This is a genomic window from Acrocarpospora sp. B8E8 (genome assembly GCF_039871605.1).
Taxonomy (GTDB): domain Bacteria; phylum Actinomycetota; class Actinomycetes; order Streptosporangiales; family Streptosporangiaceae; genus Acrocarpospora; species Acrocarpospora macrocephala.
The window spans coordinates 1-26,122 of sequence record NZ_JBDPLV010000052.1; the positions used below are offsets into that span (position 1 = coordinate 1).

At 68.5% G+C, this 26,122-nt stretch carries 33 protein-coding genes and 1 pseudogene; 18 read left to right on the forward strand and 16 right to left on the reverse strand.

Going from position 1 to position 26,122, the window contains the following annotated elements; translation table 11 throughout:
• The 6 genes from ABGB08_RS37250 to ABGB08_RS37275 form a co-directional block, all read right to left on the reverse strand.
• A partial coding sequence (locus tag ABGB08_RS37250) for a DUF1048 domain-containing protein (protein WP_347600627.1) occupies positions 1–185 on the reverse strand: 185 nt, incomplete at its 3' end.
• A 104-nt stretch (positions 186–289) separates the two neighbouring features.
• A complete protein-coding gene (locus tag ABGB08_RS37255) occupies positions 290–706 on the reverse strand; it encodes a hypothetical protein (protein ID WP_347600629.1) in 417 nt (138 codons plus the stop codon).
• 11 nt (positions 707–717) lie between these two features.
• Positions 718–960, reverse strand: coding sequence for a hypothetical protein (locus ABGB08_RS37260; RefSeq protein WP_347600631.1), 243 nt, complete (start codon positions 958–960; stop codon positions 718–720).
• An 11-nt stretch (positions 961–971) separates the two neighbouring features.
• Positions 972–1,334 carry a DUF2089 domain-containing protein gene (locus ABGB08_RS37265; RefSeq protein WP_347600633.1) on the reverse strand — a complete coding sequence of 121 codons (363 nt, stop codon included), beginning with the start codon at positions 1,332–1,334 and terminating at the stop codon, positions 972–974.
• An 80-nt stretch (positions 1,335–1,414) separates the two neighbouring features.
• Positions 1,415–3,562: an RNA polymerase recycling motor ATPase HelR gene (helR, locus tag ABGB08_RS37270; protein ID WP_347600635.1), complete on the reverse strand. Its 2,148-nt coding sequence runs from the start codon at positions 3,560–3,562 to the stop codon at positions 1,415–1,417.
• A gap of 301 nt (positions 3,563–3,863) precedes the next feature.
• On the reverse strand, positions 3,864–4,742 hold the full coding sequence (locus tag ABGB08_RS37275) for an RNA polymerase sigma-70 factor (protein WP_347600777.1): 879 nt from the start codon (positions 4,740–4,742) through the stop codon (positions 3,864–3,866).
• 225 nt (positions 4,743–4,967) lie between these two features.
• Between ABGB08_RS37275 and ABGB08_RS37280 the strand changes: the two genes are divergently transcribed.
• The gene (locus ABGB08_RS37280) at positions 4,968–6,308 is read left to right on the forward strand and encodes an FAD-binding oxidoreductase (protein ID WP_347600637.1); all 1,341 of its coding nucleotides are present in this window, start codon (positions 4,968–4,970) and stop codon (positions 6,306–6,308) included.
• A 76-nt stretch (positions 6,309–6,384) separates the two neighbouring features.
• Here ABGB08_RS37280 and ABGB08_RS37285 read toward each other — a convergent pair whose 3' ends face one another.
• Positions 6,385–6,849 (reverse strand): hypothetical protein, encoded by a 465-nt coding sequence (locus ABGB08_RS37285; RefSeq protein ID WP_347600639.1) that lies wholly within the window; start codon positions 6,847–6,849, stop codon positions 6,385–6,387.
• A 338-nt stretch (positions 6,850–7,187) separates the two neighbouring features.
• Here ABGB08_RS37285 and ABGB08_RS37290 point away from each other — a divergent pair, with 338 nt between their 5' ends.
• Complete coding sequence (locus ABGB08_RS37290; RefSeq protein ID WP_347600641.1) at positions 7,188–7,598, forward strand: VOC family protein; 411 nt, start codon at positions 7,188–7,190, stop codon at positions 7,596–7,598.
• A gap of 72 nt (positions 7,599–7,670) precedes the next feature.
• On the opposite strand, the gene ABGB08_RS37295 is transcribed toward ABGB08_RS37290, so the two are convergent.
• Positions 7,671–8,318 (reverse strand): TetR/AcrR family transcriptional regulator, encoded by a 648-nt coding sequence (locus tag ABGB08_RS37295; protein ID WP_347600643.1) that lies wholly within the window; start codon positions 8,316–8,318, stop codon positions 7,671–7,673.
• Between the two features lie 152 nt (positions 8,319–8,470).
• On the opposite strand from ABGB08_RS37295, the gene ABGB08_RS37300 reads away from it, so the two are divergent.
• The gene (locus tag ABGB08_RS37300) at positions 8,471–9,502 is read left to right on the forward strand and encodes a medium chain dehydrogenase/reductase family protein (protein ID WP_347600645.1); all 1,032 of its coding nucleotides are present in this window, start codon (positions 8,471–8,473) and stop codon (positions 9,500–9,502) included.
• Positions 9,503–9,542: 40 nt separating this feature from the next.
• On the opposite strand, the gene ABGB08_RS37305 is transcribed toward ABGB08_RS37300, so the two are convergent.
• Complete coding sequence (locus ABGB08_RS37305; RefSeq protein WP_347600647.1) at positions 9,543–10,019, reverse strand: cupin domain-containing protein; 477 nt, start codon at positions 10,017–10,019, stop codon at positions 9,543–9,545.
• Between the two features lie 62 nt (positions 10,020–10,081).
• Between ABGB08_RS37305 and ABGB08_RS37310 the strand changes: the two genes are divergently transcribed.
• The 3 genes from ABGB08_RS37310 to ABGB08_RS37320 all read left to right on the forward strand — a co-directional run bounded on the left by ABGB08_RS37310 (position 10,082) and on the right by ABGB08_RS37320 (position 11,481).
• Positions 10,082–10,387: a hypothetical protein gene (locus tag ABGB08_RS37310; protein WP_347600649.1), complete on the forward strand. Its 306-nt coding sequence runs from the start codon at positions 10,082–10,084 to the stop codon at positions 10,385–10,387.
• A 151-nt stretch (positions 10,388–10,538) separates the two neighbouring features.
• Positions 10,539–10,730, forward strand: coding sequence for a hypothetical protein (locus ABGB08_RS37315; RefSeq protein WP_347600651.1), 192 nt, complete (start codon positions 10,539–10,541; stop codon positions 10,728–10,730).
• Between the two features lie 10 nt (positions 10,731–10,740).
• On the forward strand, positions 10,741–11,481 hold the full coding sequence (locus ABGB08_RS37320) for a VOC family protein (RefSeq protein ID WP_347600653.1): 741 nt from the start codon (positions 10,741–10,743) through the stop codon (positions 11,479–11,481).
• 220 nt (positions 11,482–11,701) lie between these two features.
• Here the strand turns inward: ABGB08_RS37320 and ABGB08_RS37325 are convergent, their stop codons facing one another.
• Complete coding sequence (locus ABGB08_RS37325) at positions 11,702–12,310, reverse strand: TetR/AcrR family transcriptional regulator (RefSeq protein ID WP_347600655.1); 609 nt, start codon at positions 12,308–12,310, stop codon at positions 11,702–11,704.
• A gap of 105 nt (positions 12,311–12,415) precedes the next feature.
• Between ABGB08_RS37325 and ABGB08_RS37330 the strand changes: the two genes are divergently transcribed.
• A complete protein-coding gene (locus tag ABGB08_RS37330) occupies positions 12,416–12,688 on the forward strand; it encodes a hypothetical protein (RefSeq protein WP_347600657.1) in 273 nt (90 codons plus the stop codon).
• Positions 12,689–12,737: 49 nt separating this feature from the next.
• Here ABGB08_RS37330 and ABGB08_RS37335 read toward each other — a convergent pair whose 3' ends face one another.
• Entirely contained in the window at positions 12,738–13,010 is a 273-nt protein-coding gene (locus ABGB08_RS37335; protein ID WP_347600659.1) for a hypothetical protein, read from the reverse strand.
• Here ABGB08_RS37335 and ABGB08_RS37340 point away from each other — a divergent pair.
• The 4 genes from ABGB08_RS37340 (at position 13,009) to ABGB08_RS37355 (ending at position 16,206) form a co-directional block, all read left to right on the forward strand.
• Positions 13,009–13,155, forward strand: coding sequence for a hypothetical protein (locus tag ABGB08_RS37340; protein ID WP_347600661.1), 147 nt, complete (start codon positions 13,009–13,011; stop codon positions 13,153–13,155). The genes ABGB08_RS37335 and ABGB08_RS37340 overlap by 2 nt on opposite strands.
• A gap of 546 nt (positions 13,156–13,701) precedes the next feature.
• Positions 13,702–14,040, forward strand: a complete 339-nt coding sequence (locus ABGB08_RS37345; protein ID WP_347600663.1) for a hypothetical protein — start codon at positions 13,702–13,704, stop codon at positions 14,038–14,040.
• Positions 14,037–14,231: a helix-turn-helix transcriptional regulator gene (locus ABGB08_RS37350; protein ID WP_347600665.1), complete on the forward strand. Its 195-nt coding sequence runs from the start codon at positions 14,037–14,039 to the stop codon at positions 14,229–14,231. Before ABGB08_RS37345 ends, ABGB08_RS37350 begins: the two co-directional genes overlap by 4 nt.
• Before the next feature lie 346 nt (positions 14,232–14,577).
• Positions 14,578–16,206 carry an alpha/beta hydrolase gene (locus ABGB08_RS37355; RefSeq protein WP_347600667.1) on the forward strand — a complete coding sequence of 543 codons (1,629 nt, stop codon included), beginning with the start codon at positions 14,578–14,580 and terminating at the stop codon, positions 16,204–16,206.
• A gap of 87 nt (positions 16,207–16,293) precedes the next feature.
• Here the strand turns inward: ABGB08_RS37355 and ABGB08_RS37360 are convergent, their stop codons facing one another.
• From ABGB08_RS37360 to ABGB08_RS37370, 3 genes are all read right to left on the reverse strand, one after another.
• On the reverse strand, positions 16,294–17,166 hold the full coding sequence (locus tag ABGB08_RS37360) for a 2-dehydropantoate 2-reductase N-terminal domain-containing protein (RefSeq protein WP_347600669.1): 873 nt from the start codon (positions 17,164–17,166) through the stop codon (positions 16,294–16,296).
• Between the two features lie 7 nt (positions 17,167–17,173).
• Positions 17,174–17,743, reverse strand: coding sequence for a helix-turn-helix domain-containing protein (locus ABGB08_RS37365; RefSeq protein WP_347600671.1), 570 nt, complete (start codon positions 17,741–17,743; stop codon positions 17,174–17,176).
• 286 nt (positions 17,744–18,029) lie between these two features.
• Positions 18,030–18,434: a RidA family protein gene (locus tag ABGB08_RS37370; RefSeq protein WP_347600673.1), complete on the reverse strand. Its 405-nt coding sequence runs from the start codon at positions 18,432–18,434 to the stop codon at positions 18,030–18,032.
• A 128-nt stretch (positions 18,435–18,562) separates the two neighbouring features.
• On the opposite strand from ABGB08_RS37370, the gene ABGB08_RS37375 reads away from it, so the two are divergent.
• Positions 18,563–18,943, forward strand: coding sequence for a helix-turn-helix domain-containing protein (locus ABGB08_RS37375; RefSeq protein WP_347600675.1), 381 nt, complete (start codon positions 18,563–18,565; stop codon positions 18,941–18,943).
• A gap of 4 nt (positions 18,944–18,947) precedes the next feature.
• On the opposite strand, the gene ABGB08_RS37380 is transcribed toward ABGB08_RS37375, so the two are convergent.
• Positions 18,948–19,499 (reverse strand): DUF1062 domain-containing protein, encoded by a 552-nt coding sequence (locus ABGB08_RS37380; RefSeq protein ID WP_347600677.1) that lies wholly within the window; start codon positions 19,497–19,499, stop codon positions 18,948–18,950.
• A gap of 385 nt (positions 19,500–19,884) precedes the next feature.
• Here ABGB08_RS37380 and ABGB08_RS37385 point away from each other — a divergent pair, with 385 nt between their 5' ends.
• The 6 genes from ABGB08_RS37385 to ABGB08_RS37410 all read left to right on the forward strand — a co-directional run bounded on the left by ABGB08_RS37385 (position 19,885) and on the right by ABGB08_RS37410 (position 25,749).
• Positions 19,885–20,517: a pyridoxamine 5'-phosphate oxidase family protein gene (locus ABGB08_RS37385; RefSeq protein ID WP_347600679.1), complete on the forward strand. Its 633-nt coding sequence runs from the start codon at positions 19,885–19,887 to the stop codon at positions 20,515–20,517.
• Positions 20,518–20,803: 286 nt separating this feature from the next.
• Positions 20,804–21,196, forward strand: a complete 393-nt coding sequence (locus ABGB08_RS37390; protein ID WP_155359875.1) for a GntR family transcriptional regulator — start codon at positions 20,804–20,806, stop codon at positions 21,194–21,196.
• Positions 21,193–22,083 carry an ABC transporter ATP-binding protein gene (locus ABGB08_RS37395; protein WP_347600681.1) on the forward strand — a complete coding sequence of 297 codons (891 nt, stop codon included), beginning with the start codon at positions 21,193–21,195 and terminating at the stop codon, positions 22,081–22,083. The genes ABGB08_RS37390 and ABGB08_RS37395 overlap by 4 nt, the downstream gene beginning before the upstream one ends.
• The gene (locus tag ABGB08_RS37400; RefSeq protein ID WP_347600683.1) at positions 22,080–23,132 is read left to right on the forward strand and encodes an ABC transporter permease; all 1,053 of its coding nucleotides are present in this window, start codon (positions 22,080–22,082) and stop codon (positions 23,130–23,132) included. The genes ABGB08_RS37395 and ABGB08_RS37400 overlap by 4 nt, the downstream gene beginning before the upstream one ends.
• A complete protein-coding gene (locus ABGB08_RS37405) occupies positions 23,129–24,547 on the forward strand; it encodes a S41 family peptidase (RefSeq protein WP_347600685.1) in 1,419 nt (472 codons plus the stop codon). The genes ABGB08_RS37400 and ABGB08_RS37405 overlap by 4 nt, the downstream gene beginning before the upstream one ends.
• The gene (locus ABGB08_RS37410; RefSeq protein ID WP_347600687.1) at positions 24,544–25,749 is read left to right on the forward strand and encodes an alpha/beta hydrolase; all 1,206 of its coding nucleotides are present in this window, start codon (positions 24,544–24,546) and stop codon (positions 25,747–25,749) included. The genes ABGB08_RS37405 and ABGB08_RS37410 overlap by 4 nt, the downstream gene beginning before the upstream one ends.
• On the opposite strand, the pseudogene ABGB08_RS37415 reads toward ABGB08_RS37410, so the two are convergent.
• Positions 25,722–26,022 (reverse strand): annotated as a pseudogene (locus ABGB08_RS37415) (glyoxalase/bleomycin resistance/extradiol dioxygenase family protein); the annotation flags it as partial. The gene ABGB08_RS37410 and the pseudogene ABGB08_RS37415 overlap by 28 nt on opposite strands.
• Between the last annotated feature and the right edge of the window lie 100 nt (positions 26,023–26,122).

Consider the following 26,122-nt stretch of genomic DNA (forward strand, 5'->3'; position numbering starts at 1 on the left):
GCGTCGGCGCCGTCCCCCGGCCCGAAATGCATCAGGTACCGCTCCAGCGCTTCGACCGCCGTGCGATAGTTCTCGGGAAGCCGTCTGACCCGCGCCTTGTACTGCCGCCAGCGCCTCTTGTCCTCCAATGACCCGGTGATCACCTCCAGGCGATGGAGCATGACATGCCGTCGCCGCTGTTTCATCAGGCGGCGGAGTTCCTGATCAGCGCGCACGTGGCGCGGCCGGGCGTGGTCACGTTGGGGGAGATGGTCGCGACCGCTCGGGGGTCCGTCCCGCTGGACGGCGTCTACTCGCAGAAGATTCGCACTGTGGTATCGGGCTGGTCGACCTCCATGGTCATCTCGTCGAGGTGCTCCACGAGCGCTTCGAGCTGTTCGGGCTTGAGCTGTGTCAGGTCGAACGGCACGCCCGACTTGTTCAGTTCGGCGTTGGCCCGCTCCAGTGCCTGCGGCGGGATCAGGGCCGCCAGCCGTACGCCGGCCCGCAGCAGCTGCAGCGGCACCCGCAAGTCGACTCGCCCCGGCTCGCCGGCCTCGAGGGTGTGCACCTTCACCCGCAGGTACTTCGCCTTGCCCTTCGGGCGGGCGGTGAGAGCCGCCGGCGGCTGGTCCCGTTCGAGCGCGGCGATGAGCTGCTCCGCCTCCTCTGCGGTGATCTTGCCCTCGGCCAGCATGTCGAGGATGTCCTTGCGCTGTTCGTTCATCGGAACCTCTCCTATCGGATAGCTACGAGCACAGCACGGTCGTACTCGATGTCGACCCGGGTGCCGGGCAACGCGGAGATGATGCGCCAACCGGTGCCGAGTGCCCGCACCACATCGATGCGGTACACGACGCAGGCCACGGCCACCCCCAGTACGGCCAGGACCACGACCGGTGAGAACACGAGCACCACCGGGAGCACCGGGACCCAGATCCGGATGCGACGACCATCTCGGCGTTTGACCCGTATGGTCACCAACTGCGGCATCACGTCCGACCCTCCAATTCGGACAATGCCTGCTGTGCGGTGATCTCACCGCGCCGCAACCGATCGATGACGTCGGCCCGCGACGGCGCCGGATCGGTCTCGACGAAGTCGAGCATCTGCGTGATCCGGTTCAGCCGCGCTTTGATCGTCGGGTAGCTCACGCCGAAGATCCGCTCCATCTCCTTGATGGAACCGTGGCACCGCACGAACGCCGTGACGAAGACCTGATCCTCGACGTTGAGCTGGGCCAGTTGCGGTAGCTCGAACTCGCCCTCGATCGCGACGCCGCTGCCTGCCAGGCGCACCCGCTGAACGGCGAACGGCTGGCCCCGGGTCAGGTTCGTGAGTTCCTGCCAGTCCATCGTCGAATCTGTCATATTTAAGTTATACCTGGCTTATCCTTAACTTTCAAGAAGTTGATCTTAATTTTCTTAAACGGGCGTCAGCTGCTCGTGAGGATGACGAGTTGCTGGGTCGCTCGGGTCATCGCGACATAGCGGTCGACCGCTCCTTCGATGCCCTCGCCGAACGCCTCTGGGTCGATGAGAACGACCAGGTCGAACTCGAGCCCCTTCGACAGCTCCGGAGTCAGGGACCGGACGCGGGACGTCGCCTGGAACGCGGGATCGCCGATGACGCAGGCGGTCCCGTCGGCATGCGTGGAGAGCCAGGTGTCGAGGATCGAGCCCAGATCCGAAGCGGATCCGTGTACGACGGGGACGTCGCCGGTGCGGATGGAGGTCGGCACGTTCGCGTCCGGGAGCACGGCCCGGATGACCGGCTCGGCTTCCGCCATGATCTGTTCCGGCGTCCGGTAGTTGATGCTCAGGGAGGCCAGGTTGATCCGGTCGAACCCGATCCGCTCGAGCCGTTCCTGCCACGACTCCGTGAACCCGTGCCTGGCCTGGGCACGGTCCCCGACGATGGTGAAGCTCCGGGACGGGCAGCGGATCAGCAACATCTGCCACTCCGCGTCGGTCAGTTCCTGAGCCTCGTCCACGACGATGTGCGCGAACGGGCCGGCGAGCAGGTCCGGGTCGGCGCCGGGCGGTGCGGTCCCGTCGATCAGGGTGTCCTGCAGGTCCTGTCCGCGCAGCATCGTCACCAGACCCTCACCGTCGTCATCGGCCTCGATAAGGATCTCGGTGACCCTGGCCCGGTGCTCGCGCTCGGCGGCGACCGCAGTGTCGTGCCGGCGCTTGCGTCGCGACGCCTCGGGGTCGCCGAGCCGCTGCCGTGCCGCGTCCAGGAGCGGCAGGTCGGACACCGTCCAAGCCTGGGCATCCTCGCGCTGCAGCGCCCGAACGTCGTCCGGGCTGAGCCAGGGAGCGCACATCCGCAGGTAGGCGGGCACCGACCACAGATCTCCGACGAGGTCGGCCGCTTCGATCAGCGGCCACGCCCGGTTGAAAGTCGTGAGCAACTCCCTGTCCCGCAGCAGCGATTTGCGGAGCAGGTCAGCCGACGCCTCGCCGTCGTGCTTGTCCATCAGGATCGTAAGCAGTTCCTCCCAGATCTGGTCGCGCGCCTCGTTGTGCGGCGTACCGGGTTCTGGTGCGTCGAACGCCTCGGCCCAATCGTCGGCGCTCAGCCAGATGTCGGACCAGGGGGTCGTGACCGTCATCCCCTTGGCAGGCGGGTTCTCGTAGAACCTGACGGCCGGCTCGATCGCCTTCACCAGGTCCGCGGACGACTTCAGGTGGGCCACGTTCGGGTCGGTCTCGATCGCCGCCGCGGCTCCCTCGGCGACGAGGTCCCGCAGCGTGCAGGTCTGCACGCCCTCCTCGCCGAGGCTGGGGAGTACGTCGGCGACGTAGGCCAGGTACGGCTGGTGCGGACCGACGAACAGCACGCCGCCCCGGCGGTGACCGAGGCGAGGGTCGGAGTAGAGCAGGTAGGCGGAGCGGTGCAGCGCGACGACGGTCTTGCCCGTGCCCGGACCGCCGTCGACGACGAGAGCGCCGCGGGAGCCCGCGCGGATGATGGCGTCCTGGTCGGCCTGGATGGTGCCGAGCACGTCGCGCATCCGTGCCGATCGGTTGCCGCCCAGGCTGGCGATGAAGGCGGACTGGTCGTCGAGCGCGGCGTGCCCGACCAGCCCGTCCGGGGTGAACACCTCGTCCCAGTAGTCGCTGATCCGGCCGCGGGTCCAGCGATACCTGCGGCGGCTTGCCAGGCCCATCGGGTTGGCGTGGGTGGCTCCGAAGAACGGCTCGGCCGCGGGGGAGCGCCAGTCGAGCAGCAGCCGGCGGCCCGCGCTGTCGGTGAGGCCGAGTCGTCCGACGTACACGGGTTCGGCATCGTCCGCGCTGACCATGTGTCCGAGGCACAGGTCCAGACCGAAGCGACGCAGGGCGCGCAGGCGAGCGGTCAGCCGGTGGACCTCCAGGTCCCGGTCCAGCGCCTGCCGCCCTTTGCCGCCGGGCGCCTTGCGCTCGGCATCGAGGCGGTCGGACAGGTCGGTGATCGACTGCTCGAGGCTCTCCGCGATGGCCGCGAAGTGCTGCTCATCGCCGGCGATCAGCGCCGGGCCGGCTTTGGGGGAGAGGCGGTCGGGAAGGTCGAACGCGCTGGTAGTCAGGGGTTCCACGACATCAGCTCCGATCCGAGGCGGACGAGGCACTTTCCCGGCTCGACGATCCCGCGTGGTTCACGCGGACGCCGGGCGGCCGCAACCGCACCGCGAGTCCTACCATCGGTTCGACGTCCCCGCGCGACCCGTACGTCGCCAACAACACCCGCACTTCGCATCCCCCATTTCCGCAGGTTCTGGCCTCGGCCAGCGATTCTGCGGCATCACCCGGGTCTTGCCGCAAGCCCCCCGGTGCGCTATACGTTAAGAGTGGAAAGAGCGGGTGCTCCCCTTTCCACTTGTTGGCAGAACCCCGGGCTCAGCGGCTCACGGTGGTCTCCCGCTCCATATGCGACAGCTTCTCAGGATTGCGTACGGCGTAGAGCCCGGTGATGAGCCCGTGGTCGATGCGCACCGTCACGACGGTGTCGATGTCGCCGTTGAGCCGGAAGATCAGTGCCGGGTGGCCGTTGACCTGTGCCGGCTGCAGCGACACCGCGGGAGAGACCCGGCGCAGCACGCGAGCCACCTGGTCGGCCCCCACGACGGGCGCCAGCGCGGCCGGCTTGAGCCCGCCGCCGTCTGCCAGGAGGACGACGTCCGGCGCGAGGATGTCGAGCAAGCGTTGCAGATCACCCGTTTCGACAGCCCACTGGAACGCCTTGAGCGCGCCGCGGGCCTCGACGGGAGAAACGACCCCGCGGGGTCGGCGCGCGGCGACGTGTGCCCGTGCCCGGTGGATGATCTGACGGACCGCGGCCGGGCTCTTGTCGACGGCTTCGGCGATCTCGTCGTAAGCCAGATCGAATACCTCGCGCAGCACGAACACCGCCCGCTCGGTAGGGGTGAGCGTCTCCAGCACCAGCAGCATCGCCATCGAGACGCTGTCGGCCAGCTCGACGTCCTCGGCCACGTCGGGCACGGTCAGCAGCGGCTCGGGCAACCAGGGGCCGACGTAGGATTCCTTGCGCCGGCCGAGCGTACGCAGCCGTTTCAGCGCCTGGCGGGTGGTGATCCGGACCAGGTAGGCACGCTGATCCCGCACCGTGTCGAGGTCGACGCCCGCCCACAGCAACCAGGCTTCCTGCAGGACGTCCTCGGCGTCGGCGGCCGAGCTGAGCATCTCGTAGGCGACCGTGAACAGCAGGTTGCGGTGGGCGAGGAACGCCTCGGTGGCCGAGTCCACAGCGGAGTCCATGCGGCCGCCACGAGCTGTGTCCGTCGGCTGCTCGCTGCGTTCGCTCATCGCTGGTTCCTGCCTGTTCGTTCTCGACCGTGCCATGCATATGACGCCGGTCCCCACCGCTTTGTGACGTGACGCACGTCACACAACCGCGCTGTCACAAGAATCGGGTCGCCGGGATCTCTTGCTCGTCAGGACGCCGCGCTGGTGATCCACGCGGCACCACGAGTGAGGAACGTCATGAGCTCAGCGCTTGAAACCCTTCGCCGCGACTTCGGCGGCGACATCATCGAACCGGGAGCAACGGAGTACGCATCGGCCAGTCGCTCGATATTGGCTTCGGGTAGTCCGGCCTATGTTCTGCGGCCCAAGAGCGTCGGGGACGTGCAAGCAGGGGTCAGATTCGCTGCCGGCGCAGGTCTTGTGCTGTCCGTACGAGGCGGCGGCCACGGTTTTCCGGGCTTCGGCACCAACGACGACGGCGTCGTGATCGACCTCAGCAAGCTCGCGAACGTCGAGATCATCGACAAGAAACGCCACCACGTACGAATCGGCGGCGGCGCCACCTGGGGACAGGTCGCGGCCGTCCTGGCCCCGAATGGACTCGCGATCTCCTCAGGTGACACCAAGGGCGTCGGTGTCGGTGGGCTGACGTTGACCGGTGGCATCGGCTGGAAGGTCAGGAAGTACGGCCTCGCGTTGGACAACGTGGTCGCCGCCGAGGTGGTCACCGCCAACGGAGAGGTCGTGCATGCGAGCGCGGCGGAGAACCCGGAGCTGTTTTGGGCGATTCGCGGTGGCGGCGGCAATTTCGGGATCGTGACCGCCTTCGAGTTCGCGGCACACCCGACGACAGACGTCTTCTACGGCAAGATCGCCTTCCCGGCGTCGGCGGCGGCCACGGTGCTCCAGGGTTGGGCGGACTACCTCCGCACCGCCCCCGAAGAGCTCACCTCCGTCGCGAGCTTCGCCAATCCCTTCGCCGGAGGGCCCGAAGCGCCGGTCGAGATCCACGTCGCCTTCGACGGCGATGACCCGGACCTCGCGGCCCAGGCCATCGACCCGATCCGCCGGCTCGGCACAGTGATCGACTACGATATCGCGCGGAAACCCTACGCCGACACGCTCGTGGACGGCGCCACCCCGCCGCCGGGCATCCACCTGGTCACCCGAAGCGCGTTCGCCGACAAGGAATCGGTGCCCGAGGTCCTTCAGATCCTTGCCGAGGTCGGGGCATCGGAGGGGTCGCCGTTCATCGCCGTTCGCAGCGTCGGCGGCGCGGTATCCCGCGTCCCGCACGATGCCACCGCCTACGCACATCGCCAAGCGGAGTTGATGTTCGTGACCACCATCGCGGGTCCGCAGCCGGTCGTCGAGGCCGCTGGGCCCGCTCTGGAAACGATCTGGGCGAGACTCGCACCTCACGTCAACGGCGTCTACGCCAACTTTCTCGCTTCCGCCACCGAGGATGACGTCGCCGCGATCTATCCAACGCAGACCTACAAGCGGCTCGCGGCGGTCAAGCGCCAGTACGACCCTGGCAATCTGTTCGCCCGCAACCACAACATCCGGCCTCGGTAAGCATCAGTTGGTCGGCTCGCAAGGCGACCCGACCAACATCACGATGGAGAGCTCCGCGCGGCTCCGTACCGGGTGGTCAGCTGTACGAGACCGACTGCAGGGAGCAGTTGGTGACATACGGCCCGGGGTAGACCTGCCAGGCGGCGCAGGCCCAGCTGGCGGTGACGGTCGTGTACCCGGCGGGGATGCCGGCGCTGCCGTTCGACACGCCGTAGAGGTCGTACTGGTGGCCGCTGCTGCACTTGGCGTTGATCGTCACCGACGTGGCTCCGCTCGGCAACGCCTGAGAGAACTGGAACGAGTGGTTGGCCGGATTCGAGACCAGGCTGCCGTTGGGCACCGGCGTGGACGTGGAGGGCGGTGAGGTGACGACCGCCAGGGTGTTGGGGTACCAGTCGCTGGTGTTCCCCGAATAGTTGGATGAGGTGCAGTCAACCGTGGCCTGCAGCGTGACGTTGACGGCGGCGGCCGGCTGTTGGAAGGCGACGATCGCCGCGCCGGTTGTGACCAGCGCCGAACCGAGCGCCAGCGCCCGTCGCACTAATTTCCCAGCGAACATCGAGGTCCCTTTCTACGCGTCCGACATTCATCCACCGCGAATCCAGCCACCTTCCTGGACGACGGTCAATATCAGGACATTTCAGTCAGTCCGAAACCGTGACCGGGGACTTTCGCCTAAAACGACGATTGCGGACGTCCAGAGTCCGGCACGCCGGAAATCAAGCTGAAATGCCCGTCAGGCGCTTAGTTTGCTGACAATTTCAGGTCGTGTTCTCTCCTGCAACGTTCAGAAAGGATCACCGTCGTCGCGAGACAGGTGACCAGACCGGTCAGGAATCGAGAAGCGCCGCCTGCCGAGCCGCACCTAGCGTGACCGCCATGGACATCACCATTCACGCGAGCTTCCTCCCGCACGACGACCCGGACGCGTCCCTGGCCTTCTACCGCGACACCCTCGGCTTCGAGGTCCGCAGCGATGTCGGATACGACGGGATGCGCTGGATCATGGTCGGCCCCGCCGACCAGCCGGGCACGTCCATCGTCCTGCAGCCGCCGGTCACCGACCCCGGCGTCACCGACGACGAGCGCCGCACCATCATCGAGATGATGGCCAAGGGCACCTACGCCGGCATCGTCCTGTCCACCGCCGACCTCGACGGCACCTTCGCGCGACTGCGGGCCGGCGACGCCGAGGTCGTCCAGGAGCCGACCGAGCAGCCGTACGGGGTTCGCGACTGCGCCGTCCGCGATCCCGCGGGCAACCTGATCCGCATCCAGGAACTGCGCTGAGCCGCAACCCTGACGACCGTGAGGAGACGAGATCTTCGCGCCCGGTGACGTCGTGCCTTGCTGTCCGACCGGTCAGCGCGCCGGCAGGTCGTCCAATTCGGCGGTGAAGAGCAGCGCGGGGTCGAATCTCATCCCGGTGAAGTGGCCGGCGAGCTCCAGGGACAGGACACCGTGCAGCCGGGTCCAGAAGGTGAGGGCCCGGCGGAGGGCGGCGGGCGGGGCGGGGTGGCCGCCCGCCCACTGCCGGTGGCCTTCGAGGTGCGCGTCGAACGGCGTCGCGGGGCCGTCGGCGGGCAGCGCGGCGCAGGCGTCGAGCAAGGTCGTCATGATCTCGGACGCGATCGCGGTGACGTCGTCGGGCGCGTGGTAGCCGGGAACGGGTGTGCCATAGATGAGGAAGTACCGCTGGGGGTCGTCAAGCGCCCATTCACGCAGTGCGTGAGCCAGCGCGGTGTGGTCCGGGCCGGGCCCCGAGGCTGCGCGGAAGGTGTCGGCCAGACTTCGGTACGCGTCCCTGATGAGCTCGGTGATCAGTTCGTCACGGCTGGCGAAGTACCGGTAGAGCGCGGGTCCGCTCATGCCCATCTGCTTGGCGATCGCGTTGAGGGAGAGCGCGGACGCCCCCGCCGTGGCGATCTGCTCCCATGCGCGTTCCTTGATCTCCGTACGCACCTGAGTGCGGTAGCGCTCGCGCGGGGACGTGGTGTCTGTTTCCGCCATGGCCTGCCACCTTCCCGCACCTGCGCGGCTACATCTTCAAGATTTAGTTAGAGGCTATCACGAAACTTATTGACACTCTCCACCTCTACGGGTTACAACTTCTAACGAACGCGAAAGTACATAACTCAACGCACAGCGCAGTGGAGGTCGTCATGAACGCCGAGGGACTCGTCGAGGTCGTCCTGCCGGGCAAGGTGGAGCCGGAAGGCCTGGAGATCCGGCACGGAGCCGTCCCCGCCCCCGGCCCTGGCCAGGTCCTGATCCGGATGGAGGCGACCGGGGTCTCCTTCGCCGAACAGCAGATGCGCCGCGGCCGTTACTACGACCAGCCGGCGTTCCCGTTCGTGCCCGGCTACGACCTGGTCGGCACGGTGCTGGCGACCGGTGCGGGTGTCGAGCCCGGCCTGGCCGGCACCCGGGTGGCCGCGCTGGTCAAGGTCGGCGGCTGGGCCAGCCACGTACTCGTCGACGCGGCCGACGTGGTGGAGGTTCCCCACGGGATCGGCCCGGCGGAGGCGGAGACCATGGTGCTCAATGGCATCACCGCCTGGCAGATGCTGCACCGCAAGGCACGGGTCCGCGCCGGGCAGACCATCCTGGTGCACGGCGCCAACGGCGGCGTGGGCTCGGTCCTGGTCCAGCTGGCGCAGGCCGCGGGCGTGCAGGTGATCGGCACAGCGTCCGCGCGCCACCACGACGCCTTGCGCGAGCGCGGCGTCATCCCGGTCGACTACCGCACCGAGGACATCCCCGCACGCGTCCGCGAACTTGCCCCCGGCGGGGTGGCCGCCGTCTTCGACCACGTCGGCGGCCGCAGCGTCGTCGACTCCTGGCGCCTGCTCGCGCCCGGGGGCACGCTCGTCTCCTACGGCAGCGCCTCCACCAGGGATGACGAGGGGTCCAAGCAGTGGCCCGTACTCAAGCTGCTCGGCCGGGTCTGGCTGTGGAACGCGCTGCCCAACCGCCGCCGCGCCTACTTCTTCAACATCTGGGCCGGGCGCTCTCTGGCCAAGAACCGGTTCCGGGCCCGGCTACGCGCCGACCTCACCCAGGTCTTCACAGCCCTCCAGCGCGGGGACGTCACCGCCCAGATCGCCGCCCAACTGCCGCTTACCCGCGTCTCCGACGCCGTGCGACTGGCCGAATCCGGCACCGTCGCCGGAAAGATCGTACTCACCCCGTAGCGCATTCCTCCCCACCTGAAAGGCCCGACGCGCAACGCCCTCACGGCACCGGGGGTGGCCCGACGATATCGATCCCGTGCCGCGCCGCGATCTCGCTCAGCAGGGCCGGGTCTGGTGTCGCACCGACCGCGTCGCCAGCGTCGATCACGAAGTCGGCGAAGCCCGGGCCGTGGTGCAGCGTCAGGTACCGGGCGGAGTCGCTGGTCACCACGAACCCATGTGGCCGCCCGGCGGGTAGCACGGCGGCGCAGCCGGCGCCGGCCCGGTGCTCCTGGCCGTCCACCACCACCCGCAACTCCCCGTCGAGCACCACGAAGGTCTCGCTGGCAACCCGGTGGACGTGCATCGGGCTGCCATGCCCGCGACTGCCCCGGGTCTCGATGACCGCGAACTCACCGCCAGTGTCGTGGCCGGTGACGCGCAGGTGGTAAAGCTCGCCGAGGAACGACACGGTTTGCTGGGTGTCCGGAGTGGTGATCGCCGGTGTCAGGATCCGCGCGGCGTGCGGGGATGTCATACCGACACGGTGACCCGGCCGACCCGTACCTGTCAAAGCGGCGCAGTCGGTCACGAAGCGGTGTGCCCGCGGTCGAACGCGCCATAGCGGACGCGCACCGTCGCGAGTGGGTCTTCGTGCTCGCCGCGACGGCGCGCGACGGCGTGCCCCGCAAGCCCGGTGCCTGGCTCACCACCACCGCCAAACGCAAAGCGCTGGACGTGCTACGCCGGGACCAGGTGTTCCGGGCGAAGATGCCGCTGCTCGCAGAACCGGACGAGGTCGACATGGATGAGTCGGACGACGCGGTGATCCCGGATGACCGGCTGCGGCTCATCTTCACCTGTTGCCATCCCGCGCTGGCCCGGGAGGCCCCCGGGTGGCGCTGACCCTGCGCCTGGTGTGCGGGATCGGCACCGGGGACATCGAGCCGGCCCTGTTCCCGTCGTTCAACCTCCCACCCACCCTGGACCGATGAGGTTCCGCGGTTGATGCCGTCTCAATACCGCACGAGGCAATCAGCCGGTAGAGGAGACAGCAGTGAACGACATCGAACCGCAGACCGCGAACGGCAAGGTGCTCTGGCACTTCACCATGTCCCTGGACGGGTTCGTGGCCGGGCCGAACCACGAGATGGACTGGATGATGACCGGCATCCCGCCCCAGCCGGGCCTGATCAAGGCCCTACCGCCCGACGGTACCTGCGGATGTCGGTGCAGAGCGGGCGCATAGGATCGCCGGCATGGCATTGCGACCTGTTCAGGTGAACATCAAGGCTCTTGATGCCTCGGCGGTCGGCCGGTTCTGGGCGGAGGCGCTCGGCTGGAGTGCTTACAGCCCCGGCGTGACCACCTACGTCGGACCCGTCGGCGGCCTTGTTTGGCCGGACCCGGTCGCCGTCTGCGTCGACGTTGTTCCCGTCCCGGAGCCCAAGACGACAACGAAGAACCGGGTGCACCTCGATCTCGCCACCACCTCCGCGGCCCACCAGGCGGAGTTGGTCGCGTGCCTGAAGGTTCTCGGTGCGACGCCCGCCGACGTGGGCCAGGGCAAAGTGCCGTGGACGGTCCTCGCCGACCCCGAGGGCAACGAGTTCTGCGTGCTGGAGCCTCGGGAGGTCTACCGGGACACCGGGCCGATCGCCGCGGTGGTGGTCGACTGTGCGGATCCGCGGGCCATGGCCCGGTTCTGGGGTGAGGCGATGGACTGGACCCTGCACGAGGTGACTGACGATCATGCGGTGTTGCGCTCCGCCAAGGGTGTCGGCCCGTATCTGGAGTTCCTCCGCACGCCCGGCGTGAAGACCGTGCCAGACCGCGTCCATCTTGACCTGCTGCCGTACCCCGGTGACGACAAAGCAGCGGAGGTGGCCCGGCTGCGGGCCCTCGGCGCCACCGACCTCGACCTCGGCCAGGGCGACGTTCCGTGGACGTGCCTGGCCGACCCGGAGGGCCACGAGTTCTGCGTCCTCGCCCTGCCCTGACGCGGAGCCTCGACGACAGCCCGACACCGGGTGGCGGTAAGAGGCGTTGGCCTCCGCCACGCCACATCGCCGTCGACACCCAAGGGCTGCTGCTCGTGGCCCTGGTCGACCTACGCCGACTTCCGCATCGATCGATGCGGAAGTCAACCGTAGCACGTTCCGCATCGATCACTTCGGAAGGGTGTGGACCCGTGGGGATGGAGACGGGTGACTGCGGTTCTCAGCAGGGTGGCCAGTTGCGCAGGGCGGCGTCGGCCATGTCCTGGAGTTCGTCGCGGCCGACGCCGCTGGCGGCTTGCACGGCGATGCCGTAGGCCAAGGCGGTGACGTAGCGGGCGAGCAGTGCCGGGTTGGTCTCCGGCGGCAGGTCGCCGTCATCGACGGCTCGTTCGAACCGTTCTCGGATGCAGGAGTAGCCGCTGTCGCGCCACGCGACGAGGAGGTCGCGGGCTCCACGGCTGGAGTCGCCGGTGGCCAGGGCGCCCTGGACGCACAGGCACCCGTTGGGGCCGGTCGGGCGGGTGGTGGTTCGGACGGTGCCGGCGAAGATCGCGGTGACGACGCCGAGGGCGGTCGGCTCGTCCAGGGCTCGAGCCAGGTAGGCGCTCGGGCCCTCGGTGTAGCGCTCCAGGGCCTTGCGGAAGAGCTCCTCCTTGTTGCCGAAGGTAGCGTACATGCTGGTGGTGGAGATGCCCATCGCGTCGGTCAGGTTGGCCAGACTGGCCCCCTCGTAGCCCTGCTCCCAGAACACCAGCAGGGCGCGCTCGAGTGCCTCGTCGGCGTCGAATCCCCGCGGTCGGCCGATTGGGCGGCGCTGCCTGGTCTCCACCCCCGCAGTCTAACCCTTCTGCAGCGATCGATGCGGAACATGCTACCGTCGACGGCGGCCTGAACCAGTGATCGTGAGGGCCCGCGCGGCCGATTCTGGGACGCCGTGAGGCGACGCGCCGCGTCGCTGGGCAGCGACGGCGACGGCCAGGTCAACATCGCCTTCCCGGGCGGGACGGTCAACGCGGTCACCGGTGGGGTGCTGAACGTCTACCACTGGAAGCCGGCTTACCGGATCGAGGACTTCCCGCTGCATGCCCGGGAGTTGGAGGCGGCCGAGGTGGCGAGTCAGCCCTCGCTGCCGCTGCGGGCCGGCTACCAGGTGGTGCCGTTCACCGGCCGTACCGATCAGTTGCAGAAGGGCCTTCGAGGCTGGTAGAAGTCGATGATCGAGTGATCTGAATTCCTGCCTCGGTCTCTGTTTCTGTTCACTCGGCGTGATCGTTTGGGGCGTAGCGGCTCCATGTTCCGCCTGCTTCGGAGGAGATCCGGGTGGTGGTCTTGTCGTGGAAGCCGAGTGCGCGGGCGATGACGGGGGCCGAGGCTTGGAGCACCAGTTGCCGGAGGGCGGCGGTGCGGGCGGCTGTGCCGGGAACGCCGAGTTTTCGGACCAGGTCGGCGAGGCTGCGGTGGTGGAGCGGCTGCCCGGCCCGGCGTCCGGGGAAGAGCCAGCGGGCGTCGGCGTTGGTGGCCGTGTTCATGTTGGTGCGATCGGCTTTGGCTCGCAGCAGCAGGTCGGAGAAGGGGGGCGGGGACCGGGGTCGGCGGTTCGCCCAGGCGGATGAGGACCTGGTCGTCGGCGTCGTGGACGATGTCGTCGAGGGTGAGCCGGGCGATTCAACGTGATCGAACCGGAGAAGCCAGTAAGTCCCAGGTCCCAGGCCACAACAGCGGCAACCGGGGCGGTAGAGACGGCTGGGGACTCAGGGGTTGTTTCTTAGACCGCCGCCGCGACATCACCCGCAAGACCAGGAATGGTCTGGAAGCAGCCCGCAGACGTAGGGCGGCCGGCGCCCCGTGGTCGACGACGACGAACGCGCCGTGATCCTCGCCGCCGCGAACGCGGAGACTCCATCCGCACCATCGCCGCCGGGGTCAACGTCTCCATCGGCGTCGTCACAAACTCTCGCAGACGCCAATGCCTCGTAGGCCGCCGGGGCAGAGCGCGGCGGGGGCGAGAACGCACACCACGACCGTCCGCCCAGTCCAAAACGGGGTCGGCTCGGCCCATGTCAAGTGTGCTTGACATCACGGCGGGCGGCTTCTATCGTGTCAAGTGTACTTGACTTCTCGCCGCAGGAAGGGCTACTCGTGCAAGCACACAACGCGACCGGGGCCTATGGGGACTCGATCAAGACAACCGTTCGACTTGTACTCTGGACACTCGCCTGGGTGGCGACCCTTGCCTTGGCCAGGTTCGGTCCCGGACTCCTTTGGGATTCGCAGCAACCGGTGGCGAGCTGGACCGCAGTTGCCGCCAATGTTGTCGTCGGCATCGGATGGATCGTCGCCTTCGCGCGCTTTCTCCGAGGACTCGATGAGTTGCAACGGAAATTCTTACAGGATGCGCTGGAGGTCACCCTCGGAGTGGGGTGGGTCGGCGGATTCGCCTACGTCGTCGCGGACGCCGCCGGCCTCATCGCCTACGACGTCAATATCGCACTCTTCCCCGTGCTCCTGGGAGTCGTCTACTCGATCGCCTTCGTCGTCGGCAAGATCAGATACCGATGAAGAACCGCATCAAGGAACTTCGGGCCGAACGCGCCTGGACGCAGGCTGACCTGGCGCAGCGTGTCGGCGTGTCAAGGCAGACGATCAACGCGATCGAAACAGGGAAGTTCGACCCGAGCCTTCCATTCGCCTTCCGTCTCGCCAAGCTGTTCAACCTGAAGATCGAAGAGCTATTTCTCGACGATCAATGAAGCGCCTCGGGCGTAGCCAGCACGAGCCGACCAGAGACATAGTCGCGAATCGTGCCACGCTTGACGGTTCCGGGATCGAGGACACCGATGTCGGCCACCCAAGCAGCAGGTGCAGGTTCAGTGGGTAGTGAGGCCACAGAGACCTCAGGGAACCCAAGGCTCATCTCTTACACAGAGGGCGCGCAACCCACCCGCCGTGGCATCACCGGTCGTGGGCGAGGGCTTAAGACCTCGTTTCCCTGCGCGAGGTAAAGGAAAGCCGTCCGTGTCACAAATTCCCTCTTCCCAGTAAATCGAAAAACATCCGTACTTCTACCCGGAGGTATCCGTGCGATTAGGTCGGACAGTGCTCATCGTCGGTGCGGTCACGATGGCCACCGTGGCGGCGGGCGCGCCGGCGCCGGCCGGCCCGCGTACCCTGGCCGGCACGCCCGAGCCGGCGGTCGCCGAAGCCGGGACGGCGGCCCCGGTCTGGGGCGAGTGCACGATGCCGCCGCAACCTGGCATCGAGCGCGACCCACGCCAGCAGTGCGCGACCTTGAAGGTGCCGCTGAACTACCGTGCCCCACGCGGGCGGACCATCGAGATCACGATCTCCCGCATCGCGACCGCGCAGCCCGGGACGCGCCGCGGGATCCTGCTGTCCAACCCCGGCGGTCCGGGCGATCAAGGACTCGACCTGCCCAGCGCGCTGGCGACCGTGCTGCCGCCGGAGGTCCTGGACCAGTACGACCTGATCGGGTTCGATCCGCGAGGAATCGGCCACAGCACCCCGGTCACCTGCGGGATCGACCCCGCGACCCCCCGGTCGCATGTGCTGCCCTACCCGGCGCCGGACGGCGGCATCCAGCGCAATGTCACCTTCGCGCGAACCACCGCCGCCGCATGCGCCGAGCACTCCGGCGATGTGCTTCGGTTCATCACCACGGCCAACACCGCCCGGGACATGGACCGCATCCGAGCCGCGCTCGGGGAGCCGAAACTCTCCTACTACGGCACCTCCTACGGCACCTACCTGGGAGCCGTCTACCTCTCGCTGTTCCCCGGCCGCAGCGACCGGGTCGTGCTGGACAGCGCCGTCGATCCGGGCCTGGTGTGGCGGGACATGTTTCGGACCTGGAACGAGGCGGTCGCGCTGCGCCTGCCCGACTTCCTCGCCTTCGCAGCCGAGCGGGACGCCGTCTACCACCTCGGCGCGACACCGGATGAGGTGCGGCGTACCTACGACCGGCTGACCGCGGCCCTCGACGAGCGGCCCCTGCCGAACCCGGGCGACCCGGAACTCGACGGCAACGCGCTGCGCGAGATCACCCGATGGTTGCTCTACTTCGACTTCGCCCTGCCGAGCCTGGCCGAATTCTGGCAGGAAGTGGCGGAGGCCGTCTCCACGGGATCAGCCGTGGACGCCGCCGCCGTGGCGCGCCTGGCCCGGCTGGGCTCCGCCGGGGGCGTCACGGCCGGCGACCGAGCCGGGACGGCGGACGTACCGGCGGACAACCGCATCGCCGCTCTCTACGCCGTGGTCTGCGATGACGTCGATTGGCCGCGCGACGTGGCGTTGCACGCCCGGCAGGTCGCGGCCGATCGGCAGGCGTGGCCCGTGACGGCGGGCATGCCGTCGAACCTCTGGCCGTGCGCGGCGTGGCCGACCCGGCCGGTGGAGCCGCCGGTGACGGTCACCGGCAACGGGCCGCGCAATGTGCTGATCCTGCAGAACACCCGCGATCCGGCCACGTCCCTGCGCAGCGCACGCGGCCTGCGCGCCGCGCTCGGACGGCGGGCCGCCATGATCACCGTCGACCAGGGCGGCCACGGCGTGTTCGGACTGGGCAGCTGCGCCGACGAGGCGACGAACACCTTCCTTGCCACCGGGTCACTGCCGGCGCGGGACCGCTTCTGCCCGGCTCCGTCACCGGCCGGCGACACCGTGCGCTCCGCGGCCGTTCCGTACATACCTCCTGCGTGGCCGCTGTAGTACACTACCGTGCCGCACCGGGAGACGATCTTCCAGAACTCGTGAGCACCCGTCGAGTCCGGCCGAGCAGGCGCAGCCGCCTGTCGCCTACCGGACCCTCGCATAGGCACGCATCTGTTCGGCCAGCCGCTCGAGTTCGGCCGCCTCCGCGGGCGAGGCGTTGCTGAGTCCGCTGTGTGCGGCCGTCGGGCTCCGCAGGAAGCGCCGCAGCACGGCCACGAGCAGCCCTTCCGGCAGAGTCCGCAACGCGGCGAACCCGCGAGGAACCGGCGGCGTCGGCATGGCGGCCAGGTTCTGCCGCATGAGGTGGAGCATGCCGCGGACCGCGTCCGAATCGTCGGCCAGCGCCGCCGGGCCGCCCGCCGCCAGCACCGCCTGCCCGAGTGGCACCGCGAACGCGGCGTGCGTCTTGAGCCAGGCATCCATCCGCGGCTCGGCCTTGGCGTTGATCCCGGCGGCGCGGAACGCCTCCACGATCCCTTCCAGTCGCGGGGTGGTACGGCCGTCGGGTTCGCCGATCGGCAGCGCGACCCGGCGGGTCATGAAGTTGGTCGCGCGGTAGCGCACCACGTCGCCGTCCATCGTGCCGGCGGCCGTGGGGAAGCCGAGCAGCACCCGCTCGTGGCCTATCACCGCGGCCAGCGGCTGCGCACCGGCCGCCCAGTTGAGCATGAACAGCACGTCGCCTTCGACACCGGCGAGTGACTCCAGCACCGCGTCGACTTGATGGGTGCGGACGAAGACGGCGATCAGGTCATACCCGCCGGGCGGGTGCTCGACCACCGGCATCGGTACCCGCTTGACAGCCGGGCCGTCCGCCTCGGCGAGCTGCACGCCATGCCGCCGCAGGGAGGCCAGGCGCTCGCCCCGTGCGAGGAGCGAGACGTCGTGCCCGGCCTCATGCAGGCGGGCGGCGAACAGGCTGCCGACAACCCCGGCGCCGTACACAAGAAGTTTCATGACAACCCTAGTCGTTGCTGTGATCGGTGAAGGTGAGCGCCGGCCGGACGATCGTCCGGAACAGCTCTTGCCGAGACGCCGTGTTCTCCTCCCGGCCGCTGATCAGGGGGGAGAAGGCGAGGTCGGCGAGGATCAGGTGGGCCAGCCGCCGGAACAGTGGCGAGTCGCGCACGACCTCGCCACGGTCGGCGGCAGCCTCGAAACCGGCGGCCAGCGCGTCCACGATCGGCGCGATGATCTCCCTGCGCAGCGCGGTGCCTAGGTCAGGGTCGGTCGCTGCCGCGTGCAGCAGCATGAATCCCAGGCGCAGGTCGCTGGCCGACGCGCCGTCGCGAGCCATCTGCGCGAATACCTCGTCGAGCGAGGTCGCCGCAGCGTAGTCAGGCAGGGCCGGACCTTGATATGTGAGGGCGGCCATGACCAGGTCGGCCTTGCTGCCCCCCCAATGCCTGTACAGCGTCGCCTTGCTCGTTCGAGCACGGGCCGCCACCGCATCAAAGGTGAACCGTTCGTAGCCGGCTTCCAACAGCAACGCACGTACGGCCTCGAACAACTCGGCGAGACGCTCGGGCGACATGCGGGAACGGGGTGGGGAGTCCTGCTGCATCCCGTAACGGTACGATACGGTTTCGTACAGGTCAAGCGGAGTGGCCGTGCCTCAGGCGCATGCCAGAAGTTTCATAGGCGGTCGCTTATGAAAGAAGCCCGAACGGCCCCTGGAAGGACAATCCGTGAGCATGATTACAGCGAGTTACTTTGGGGCCGGTCGTACGGACGGGGCCAACAAGCTGGGCGTATCCCGGCGTGGTAGGCGGCCTGCACCAAGACGGGCATCGGATACCCCCGCTACTGGTGTGACCGCTTCAATCGATGATCGCGGTGACTTCGGCCTCGATGAGGATGCCGGGCTCGAAAAGCACCTCCACCCCGATCAGCGCGGCCGGTGGCGTGGCGATGTCGAACTCGCGGGCCGCCTGTTCGATGCCTGCGTTGAAGGCGTCGTACATCTCTCTCTTCCAGCCTGCGGCGTACCACGTGACGCGGACGACGTCGTGGAACGTCGCTCCGGCCGCGTCCAGCGCTTTGGCGACGTTGCGGTAGACCTGGGTGACCTGCCCGGCGAGGTCGCCCGGTGCCACGAGCTCGCCGCTCTCGTCCCAGGCGACCTGTCCCGCGATGTGGACCTGTCTGCTCCCCCTCGCCACCGCGACGTGGTGGTAGAGCGGGACTTGGACCTGCCTGTCAGGGTTGATGAGCAAAACAGCCACGAGATCTCCTGATCGGTCATGTGATCGAGGCGCCGGAGGGCGCCTATGCTCTCTTGTGGTTACTCAGAAACCATAGGAGAGTGTTCGCTGACGTGGAAGAACGCACTTTTTAGAGACTGGGGAACCTCATGGTGACCAAGCAGTTCGCAGGCACGGCTGACGAAGCGGACCTGAGGCGCGCGGACTCCCTGGCGCGGGAGATCTTCTCGGATGTCGCCAACAAGTGGGCGCTGCTTATCATCGAGGCTCTCGGTGAGCGCACTCTCCGCTTCAGCGAACTGCGCGACGAGGTCGAGGGCATCAGCCACAAGATGCTCACCCAGAACCTGCGCATGCTGGAGCGCAACGGCCTGGCCGAGCGGAAGGTGCATCCCACTGTGCCGCCGCGGGTCGAGTACACCCTCACCGAGCCGGGCCAGGCCCTGCGCGCGACGGTTGATCTCATCTGCGGCTGGACCCACCAGTACTTCGGCCACATCGAGACCGCCCGCCAGCGCTTCGACGCCTGACGGCTCAGTTCAAGTGGACGTCTCCGGCCATCACGGTAAAGGTGAACCCGGCGCTCGTCGTACGGCGCAGCGGAATGTCGCACTTGATCCGGCGCAACACCTCGTTCCTGCTGAGGCCGAGCCCCTGCGCGATGAGCCGCTCCGGGCGTACCGGCACCGGGTCCTCGAAGACGACCTCCACCTGGACCGGCCACGCCTCGTCGAGCCATGCCGACGGGATGTCCAGCCGCCAGGCCCCCTCCCAGTCCAGGGTGAAGCGGTTGCGCCGGGCGAGTAGCGGATCCAGCAGCGTGGACGCCACCAGCTCCGGATCGCTGGTGTGGTAGCCGTCGAGCTCGGCCGGATCGAAGGATCTGACCGGCGCTCGCTCGTGCACGGTGAGCTTGCTCGTCCGATCGCAGGACGCGCAGCGGACCAGCAGCCACACGTCCAGCAGCTTGCCGTTGGCGTTGACGCGGAACCTGCCCTCGCCGGTGGTGGCCGACTCCGACCGGCAGTCCACGCACCGCGACGACAGCAGAGGCAGCCTGGTCCGACGAACGACCCAGGGCAGCACAGTATGAGGTTGTGAAGACATGATCTCGCTAGACCTGACACGAGGCCGATTGCGCGCGGCCTCAAACGCTGCATGACCGGGCGCACACGGGCAGCCCGGCAGAGCCGACCTGAGGGCCGGCTTGAAGGTGAGCGGAAGAAGGTGTCAGGTCTAAAGAGCAGGCGGGGTCACGCGGTTTGTCCTCTGTCCTCACGGCGACGGGGCCGCAGGCAACCTACGGGAACGCGGAAGGAAGGCTCAAACGGTTTTCCGGCGGCGGTGGTCCCTGTCGCCAACTCAATCGCGCGACGGGCCCCGACCACAGCCGGCGCGGTCGTGGGGCACGAGGGCACTTCCTTGGAACCGGGGGCAGACAGTCAGGTTAGGCTTACCTTATATTTGGACGATGGATCCCTCTGAGATGCGTACGGTGGGCAGCGAGGCCGAGCTCCGGGAGATCGTGAAAGAGCCGCCGCAGGCCATCTGGGACAAGGACATCGCCCGGATCGACGAACACGCGCGCACGATCATCGCGCACTCGCCGTTCGTGCTGCTGGCGACCTCGAACACGGACGGAACCTGCGACGTCTCGCCCCGGGGGGATCCCGCCGGATCGGTGCTGGTCCTCGACGACCACCGGCTGGTGCTCGCCGACCGGCCCGGCAACCAGCGACTCGACAGCCTCCGCAACATCCTGCGCAACCCCCACGCCGGGCTGCTGTTCATCGTGCCGGGGATGAACGAGACGCTGCGCGTGAACGGGCGCGCGACGCTCGTGTCGGACGCGCCGTTCTTCGACGACCTGGCGGTCCGGGGCAAGCGGCCGCGGCTGGCGATCCTCATCGAGGTCGGGGAACTGTACATGCACTGCGCGAAGGCGTTCCTCCGCTCATCGCTGTGGAAGCCCGAGACCTGGCCGGACCGCAAGAGCCTGCCCACGCTCGGACGCATCGCCAAGGACCAGATGGGCATCAAGGGCGTCCCCGCGAGAATGATCGACGCGGGTCTCGCCCTGGACGCCAAGATGAATCAGTACTGACAAGAAGCCGCGGGCTGGCTTTGCGTTTGATCAGGTGCCGAGCATGTCCTGGATGCTCCGCAAGCTGAGCACGTACTTGGGCTTCACCGCGATCCAGGCCGTGGGGTCGATGGTCCAGAAGCCGCCGCCATAGGGGCTGTTGTCGTCGACCCCCGACGCAGGCCGATCACCCTTTCGTGACGTGATTTCGCGGCGATCCTGATCGCCCTTCCCGCCGGGTGTTCTCTAACCTTCTCCTTACATGCGATGGTCTAAAGTACTAGGACGCTAGATAAATGGAGAAACGGTGATCGAGTTCTACCTGGATGCCAAGTCCGGCCTCTCGCCGTACCAGCAGCTGGTCCAGCAGGTACGGCACGCGCTCCGGCTCGGCCTGCTGCGCGAGGGCGACCAGCTGCCGACCGTCAAGGAGGCCGTGGCGCAATTGGCGATCAACGCCAACACCGTCCTGAGGGCCTACCGGGAACTCGAGCACGAGGGCCTGGTCGCCGCCCGGCCCGGGGTGGGGACGTTCGTGACGGCGACGCTCACCAACACCTCGCTGGCCGCGCACGGCCCGCTGCGGCTGGAACTGGAGCGCTGGCTGGCCAAGGCCCGCCGGGCCGGCCTCGACGACGAAAGCATCGAGGCCCTCTTCAAGACCACCTTTCGGACCATCGCTCAGGAGGACATAGCGTGACTTCTGTCCTAGAGGCCCAGGCACTGGGCAAGAGGTACGGCAAGCGCTGGGCGCTGCGCGACTGCACCATCGACATCCCGGCGGGCCACGTCGTGGGGTTGGTGGGACCCAACGGAGCCGGCAAGACGACCCTGCTGAAGCTGGCCTGCGGTCAGCTCGAACCGACGGCGGGTGACATCACCGTGCTCGGCGGCCGGCCCGGGAGCACGCCCGACCAACTGGCCAGGGTCGGGTTCGTCGCCCAGGACACCCCCGTCTACGCGGGACTGACCGTCGCCGATCACCTCCGGTTGGGCGCGCGGCTCAACCCCCGCTGGGACGACGGCATGGCGCGGGAGCGTATCGCCCAGCTCGACCTCGTCCCCTCGCACCGGGCGGGCAAGCTGTCGGGCGGCGAGCGCGCCCAGCTCGCCCTGACCCTGGGCCTGGCCAAGCGTCCCGAGCTGCTGATCCTGGACGAGCCGGTGGCCTCGCTCGACCCGCTGGCCCGCCGCGAGTTCCTGCGGGGGCTGATGGAGGCCACCGTCGAGCACGAGTTCAGCGTGGTGCTCTCCTCCCACCTGGTCTCGGACCTGGAACGGGTCTGCGACTTCCTGATCGTGCTCGTCGACTCCCGCGTGCAGGTCGCCGGGGAGACCGACAAGCTGCTGGCCACCCATCACCGGCTCACCGGCCCACGCCGCGATCCCGACCGGCTTCCCGCCGACCAGCACGTGGTCTTCCAGCGCCACACCGACCGGCAGAGCACGTACGTGATCCGCACCGACGCCCCGATCCACGACCCTGCCTGGACGGTCACCCAGCTCAGCCTGGAAGACCTCGTCCTGGCCTACATGGACAAGCACGCCGCCGAGAACCGGCGGGCCGCCCTGGACGTGCAGCGATGATCTGGCTGACCTGGCGCCAGTTCCGCGCCGCCGCCGCGCTGATGGCCGCCACGCTCGCCGCTCTCACTGCCGTGCTGGCCCTGACCGGCCCGGGCCTGGCCTCCCGCTACGCGGCCGGGATCGCCAACTGCACCCTGGACGACACCTGCACCCAATTCTTCGACCGCTTCTTCGGCGAGTACCAGCTCCCCTTCATCGCCGTCAGCTTCCTCGTACTGGCCCTGCCCGCTCTCGTCGGGCTTTTCTGGGGGGCACCGTTGATCACCCGCGAGCTGGAGGCGGGCACGCACCTGCTGGTGTGGAACCAGAGCATCACCCGCGGCCGCTGGCTGGCGGCCAAGCTCGGGCTCGTCGGCCTGGCGGCCATGGCCGCCGCCTGCCTGTGCGGCCTGGCGGTGACCTGGTGGTCCGACCCCCTGGACAAGTCGGCCCTCCCGGAGCTCGCCCAGATGGCTCCGCTGGTGTTCGGTGCGCGCGGCATCGCCCCGATAGGGTACGCGGCCTTCGCCTTCGTCCTCGGCGTGACCGTAGGCATGCTGGTGCGCCGCACGCTGCCCGCCATGGCCCTCACCCTGGCCGCCTTCGTCGCGATCCAGCTCGCCATGCCGCTGCTGGTCCGTCCCCACCTGATGCCCCCGGTCACCTCGACCTTCGAGCTCGGCCAGGCGAACGTGGACGGCATCGGCATAGACAGGAACGGAGGCGGAACTGTGCATGTTTCCATGCAGCCGGCCGTTCCGGGCCAGGCGGGCGCCTGGGTCCTGTCCAGCGACCTGGTCGATCCGTCCGGACGTACGATCGCCGCCGGCGGCGAAGTGGCGCCCATCCCCGTCTCCTCGACATCGGGACCCTGCGCACCGCAGGGGGGACCACCGAACGTGGACGCGTGCTGGGTCGAGATCAACCGGCTCGGCTACCGGCAGCAGGCGACCTACCACCCCCTGGAGCGCTTCTGGCCCTTCCAGTGGATCGAGACCGGGATCTACGCCCTGCTCACCCTCGGCCTCACGTGGTTCTCCTTCTGGTGGATCCGGAGACGCCTGTCATGACCGTCACCAGGACCGCGGCCGCCGGGCTCGCCCTCCTCCTGGCGGCGGCCTGCACGGCACCCACACCGCCGCGCAGCCAGGCGAGCACGGCGGGCGCAACGGCCTGCGCACCACCCCAGGCGCCCCCCGAAGCGGAGACGGCCACCACAATCGACGTCATCGAGCAGGCGTACTTCTGCATCCTCGGCAACTACTACAGCGGCCCGACGCTGGACGCCCGATCACTGCTGACCGCCGGATTCATCGCCTTGACACAGGAGCTCAACCGCAACGGACGCGACGTGCCCGACGCGAGCATGCCGGCGCTGACCGGTGACCGGAAAGCCGACTGGGCCGCCTTCGAGACCGCCTACCGGAAGATCACCGATCAGGTCCCCGACCTCCGTGACAAGCTGGCCGTCGTCACCCTCGAAGCCATCGTGGCCGCCCTCGGCGACAACCACGCCCGCTGGATGCACGATGTCCAGCGTCCGCCCGACTACTACGACGGTGACGGCTACGGCCTGGGGTTCCAGGCGAACGTGGACGGCCCGCAGGTGGACGGCAACCCCGGCGTCGCGCTCGCCCCGCTGTTCGTCACCACCGTGGAGGGCGACGCGGCACAGGCGGCCGGGCTCCGCCCCGGCGACGTCATCGAGTCGATCAACGGATCGGCGCCCTTCATCGACGGGACGCCCACTCCCGCGATCGCCGCCCTCTATCCGCGATACCCGGAAGCGCGTCCTGTCCAGCTGCGGCTCCTGCGGCAGGCCAGCGGCCGCCGCTGGACCGTGACGCTCAAGCCCGGCCTCTACCAGCGGGATCTGGCCGCTCTGCAGGTGGTGCGGTCGAAGTTACTGGACGACGACATCGCCTATGTACGGCTGGCCGGATTCACTCCCGACTCCGCGAACAGGGTCCTCAGGGCGATCTCCAGGCTGCGCACCGGCCGCGCCCTGGCCGGCGTCGTGCTGGACCTGCGCGGCAACGGCGGCGGCAGCCCCGTGGAGGCCACCCGGCTGCTGAGCGCGTTCGTCCACGGCAAGGTCACCGCCTACCAATGCGCCGCGGACGGAAGATGCTCGACCTCCCGGACCGACGACACCGTCGAACTGCTCCATCTACCGCTGGTCGTGCTCGTCGACCAGGGTTGCGCCTCGGCGTGCGAGCACGTCAGCGCGGCGGTCAAGGACCTGCGCATCGGCCAGCTGGTCGGCACCAGGACCGCCGGGGTCATCTCCGGCCCGGCGCAGTCGTACCTGCTCGGCAACAACACCCTCCTGGGCTTCCCCGCCAGGCACCACCTGGGGCCCAATCGCGAGGTGATCGACCAGGTCGGTGTGCCGCCCGACCACTACGTGCCCCTGACTCCGCAGGACGCGGCCGCCGGGCGCGATCCCGCGCTGGCCAAGGCCCTGACCTTGCTGCAGAAGTGAATGGACCTCTCGATGAGACAGCTCCTGGCCGTCGCCGCGGGACTGGCCGTCCTCGCCGCGTCCGCCTGCTCCGCCCCCACGCCACCCGGTCCGCTCCCAACGCGTCAGCCACGCCGGCCGGGCCCGCCATCCTGCCCGCGCCCACCGGCCCCCATCCGGTCGGCTCCACCGCGCTGTATCTGAAGGACACCTCCCGCCCTGACCCCTGGAACCTCGACGTCGAAGCCAGGGAGCTCAAGGTCACCCTGTGGTATCCGACCGAGCAGCGGGACGGGCGGCGCGCGCCGTACATGACGCCGAAGGAATCGGAGCTCACCCTGAAAGGCTTGAGGGTCGCGGGCGTGCCGTACGACACGCTGAGCAAGACACGAACGAACGCCGTGCAAGACGCCGAACCGGCGGGGCGGAGGCTTCCGCTGGTGGTGCTCTCGCCTGGCTTCACCAAGCCGGTGAGCACGCTTACGTCCCTGGCCGAGGATCTGGCCAGCCGGGGATACGTCGTGGCCGGGATCGATCATCCCTACGAGAGCTACGCCACGACCTTCGCCGACGGGCGGGTCGCGGAGTGCCTGGCGTGTGACAGCGACACCGATCCGGGCTTCGGCACGGGGGTGGTCCAGGGCCGGGCAGCCGACGTCTCCTTCGTGCTCGACCAGCTGACGTCGAAGTGGGATGGCTCTGACCTGATCGACCGGTCCAGGATCGCGATGGCGGGCCAGTCGATCGGCGGGGCCAGCGCCATGGCGGCCATGCTGACAGACTCCCGGGTGCGCGCCGGAATCGACATGGACGGCACCACCTACGCCCGGATTCCCAAGAGCGGGTTCTCCCGGCCGTTCATGTTCATCGGCTCGCCGCAGCACACCCCCGGGGGCCGCGACAATTCGTGGGACCGCGACTGGAAGCTGCTGACCGGGTGGAAGCGCTGGCTCGTGCTGTCGGGCGCGGACCACCAGTCCTTCACCGACGGCCCGCTGCTGGCGGGCGCCCTCGGCATCAAGCCTGTTCCCGGCCTCCTGCCCGCGGCGCGCTCGGTCGAGCTCACCCGCACGTACGTGGTGGCCTTCCTCGACCAGCACCTGAAATCGCAGCGGGAGCCCCTCCTGGACACGCCGTCATCGCGCTACCCCGAGGTCAAGTTCTGCCCGGAGACCGCCAACTCAGGAGACGACCGTCATGAACCGGCGTACTGCTCGGCGTAGGCGACGGTCGGGGCGATCGGGGTGATCACGTCGATCAGGACGCCGTTCGGGTCGGCCACGATGAAGTGCCGCTGCCCGAAGTCCTCGCTGCACAGGTCGAGTTCGGCCGGCAGGCCCCCGCGGACCACCGTCGGCCCCATTCCGCGTCCACGTCCTCAACCTCGACGTTCAGCAGCAGCCCTGGACCGGTCGCCGGTACGCCTCGGGCAGCGTCGGATGGGTGTGGTCGAGCAGGGCCAACTCGTACTCGGGCGATTCGGTACGGCGCAGGCTCCTGGCCCTGCTCGAATCACTCCGCGTCCGACCGGCCCGGCGTTAATCGAAGATCATCCGCCACTGTCTGCGATGGTCTTCAAGTTCGCTGTTGGCGCCG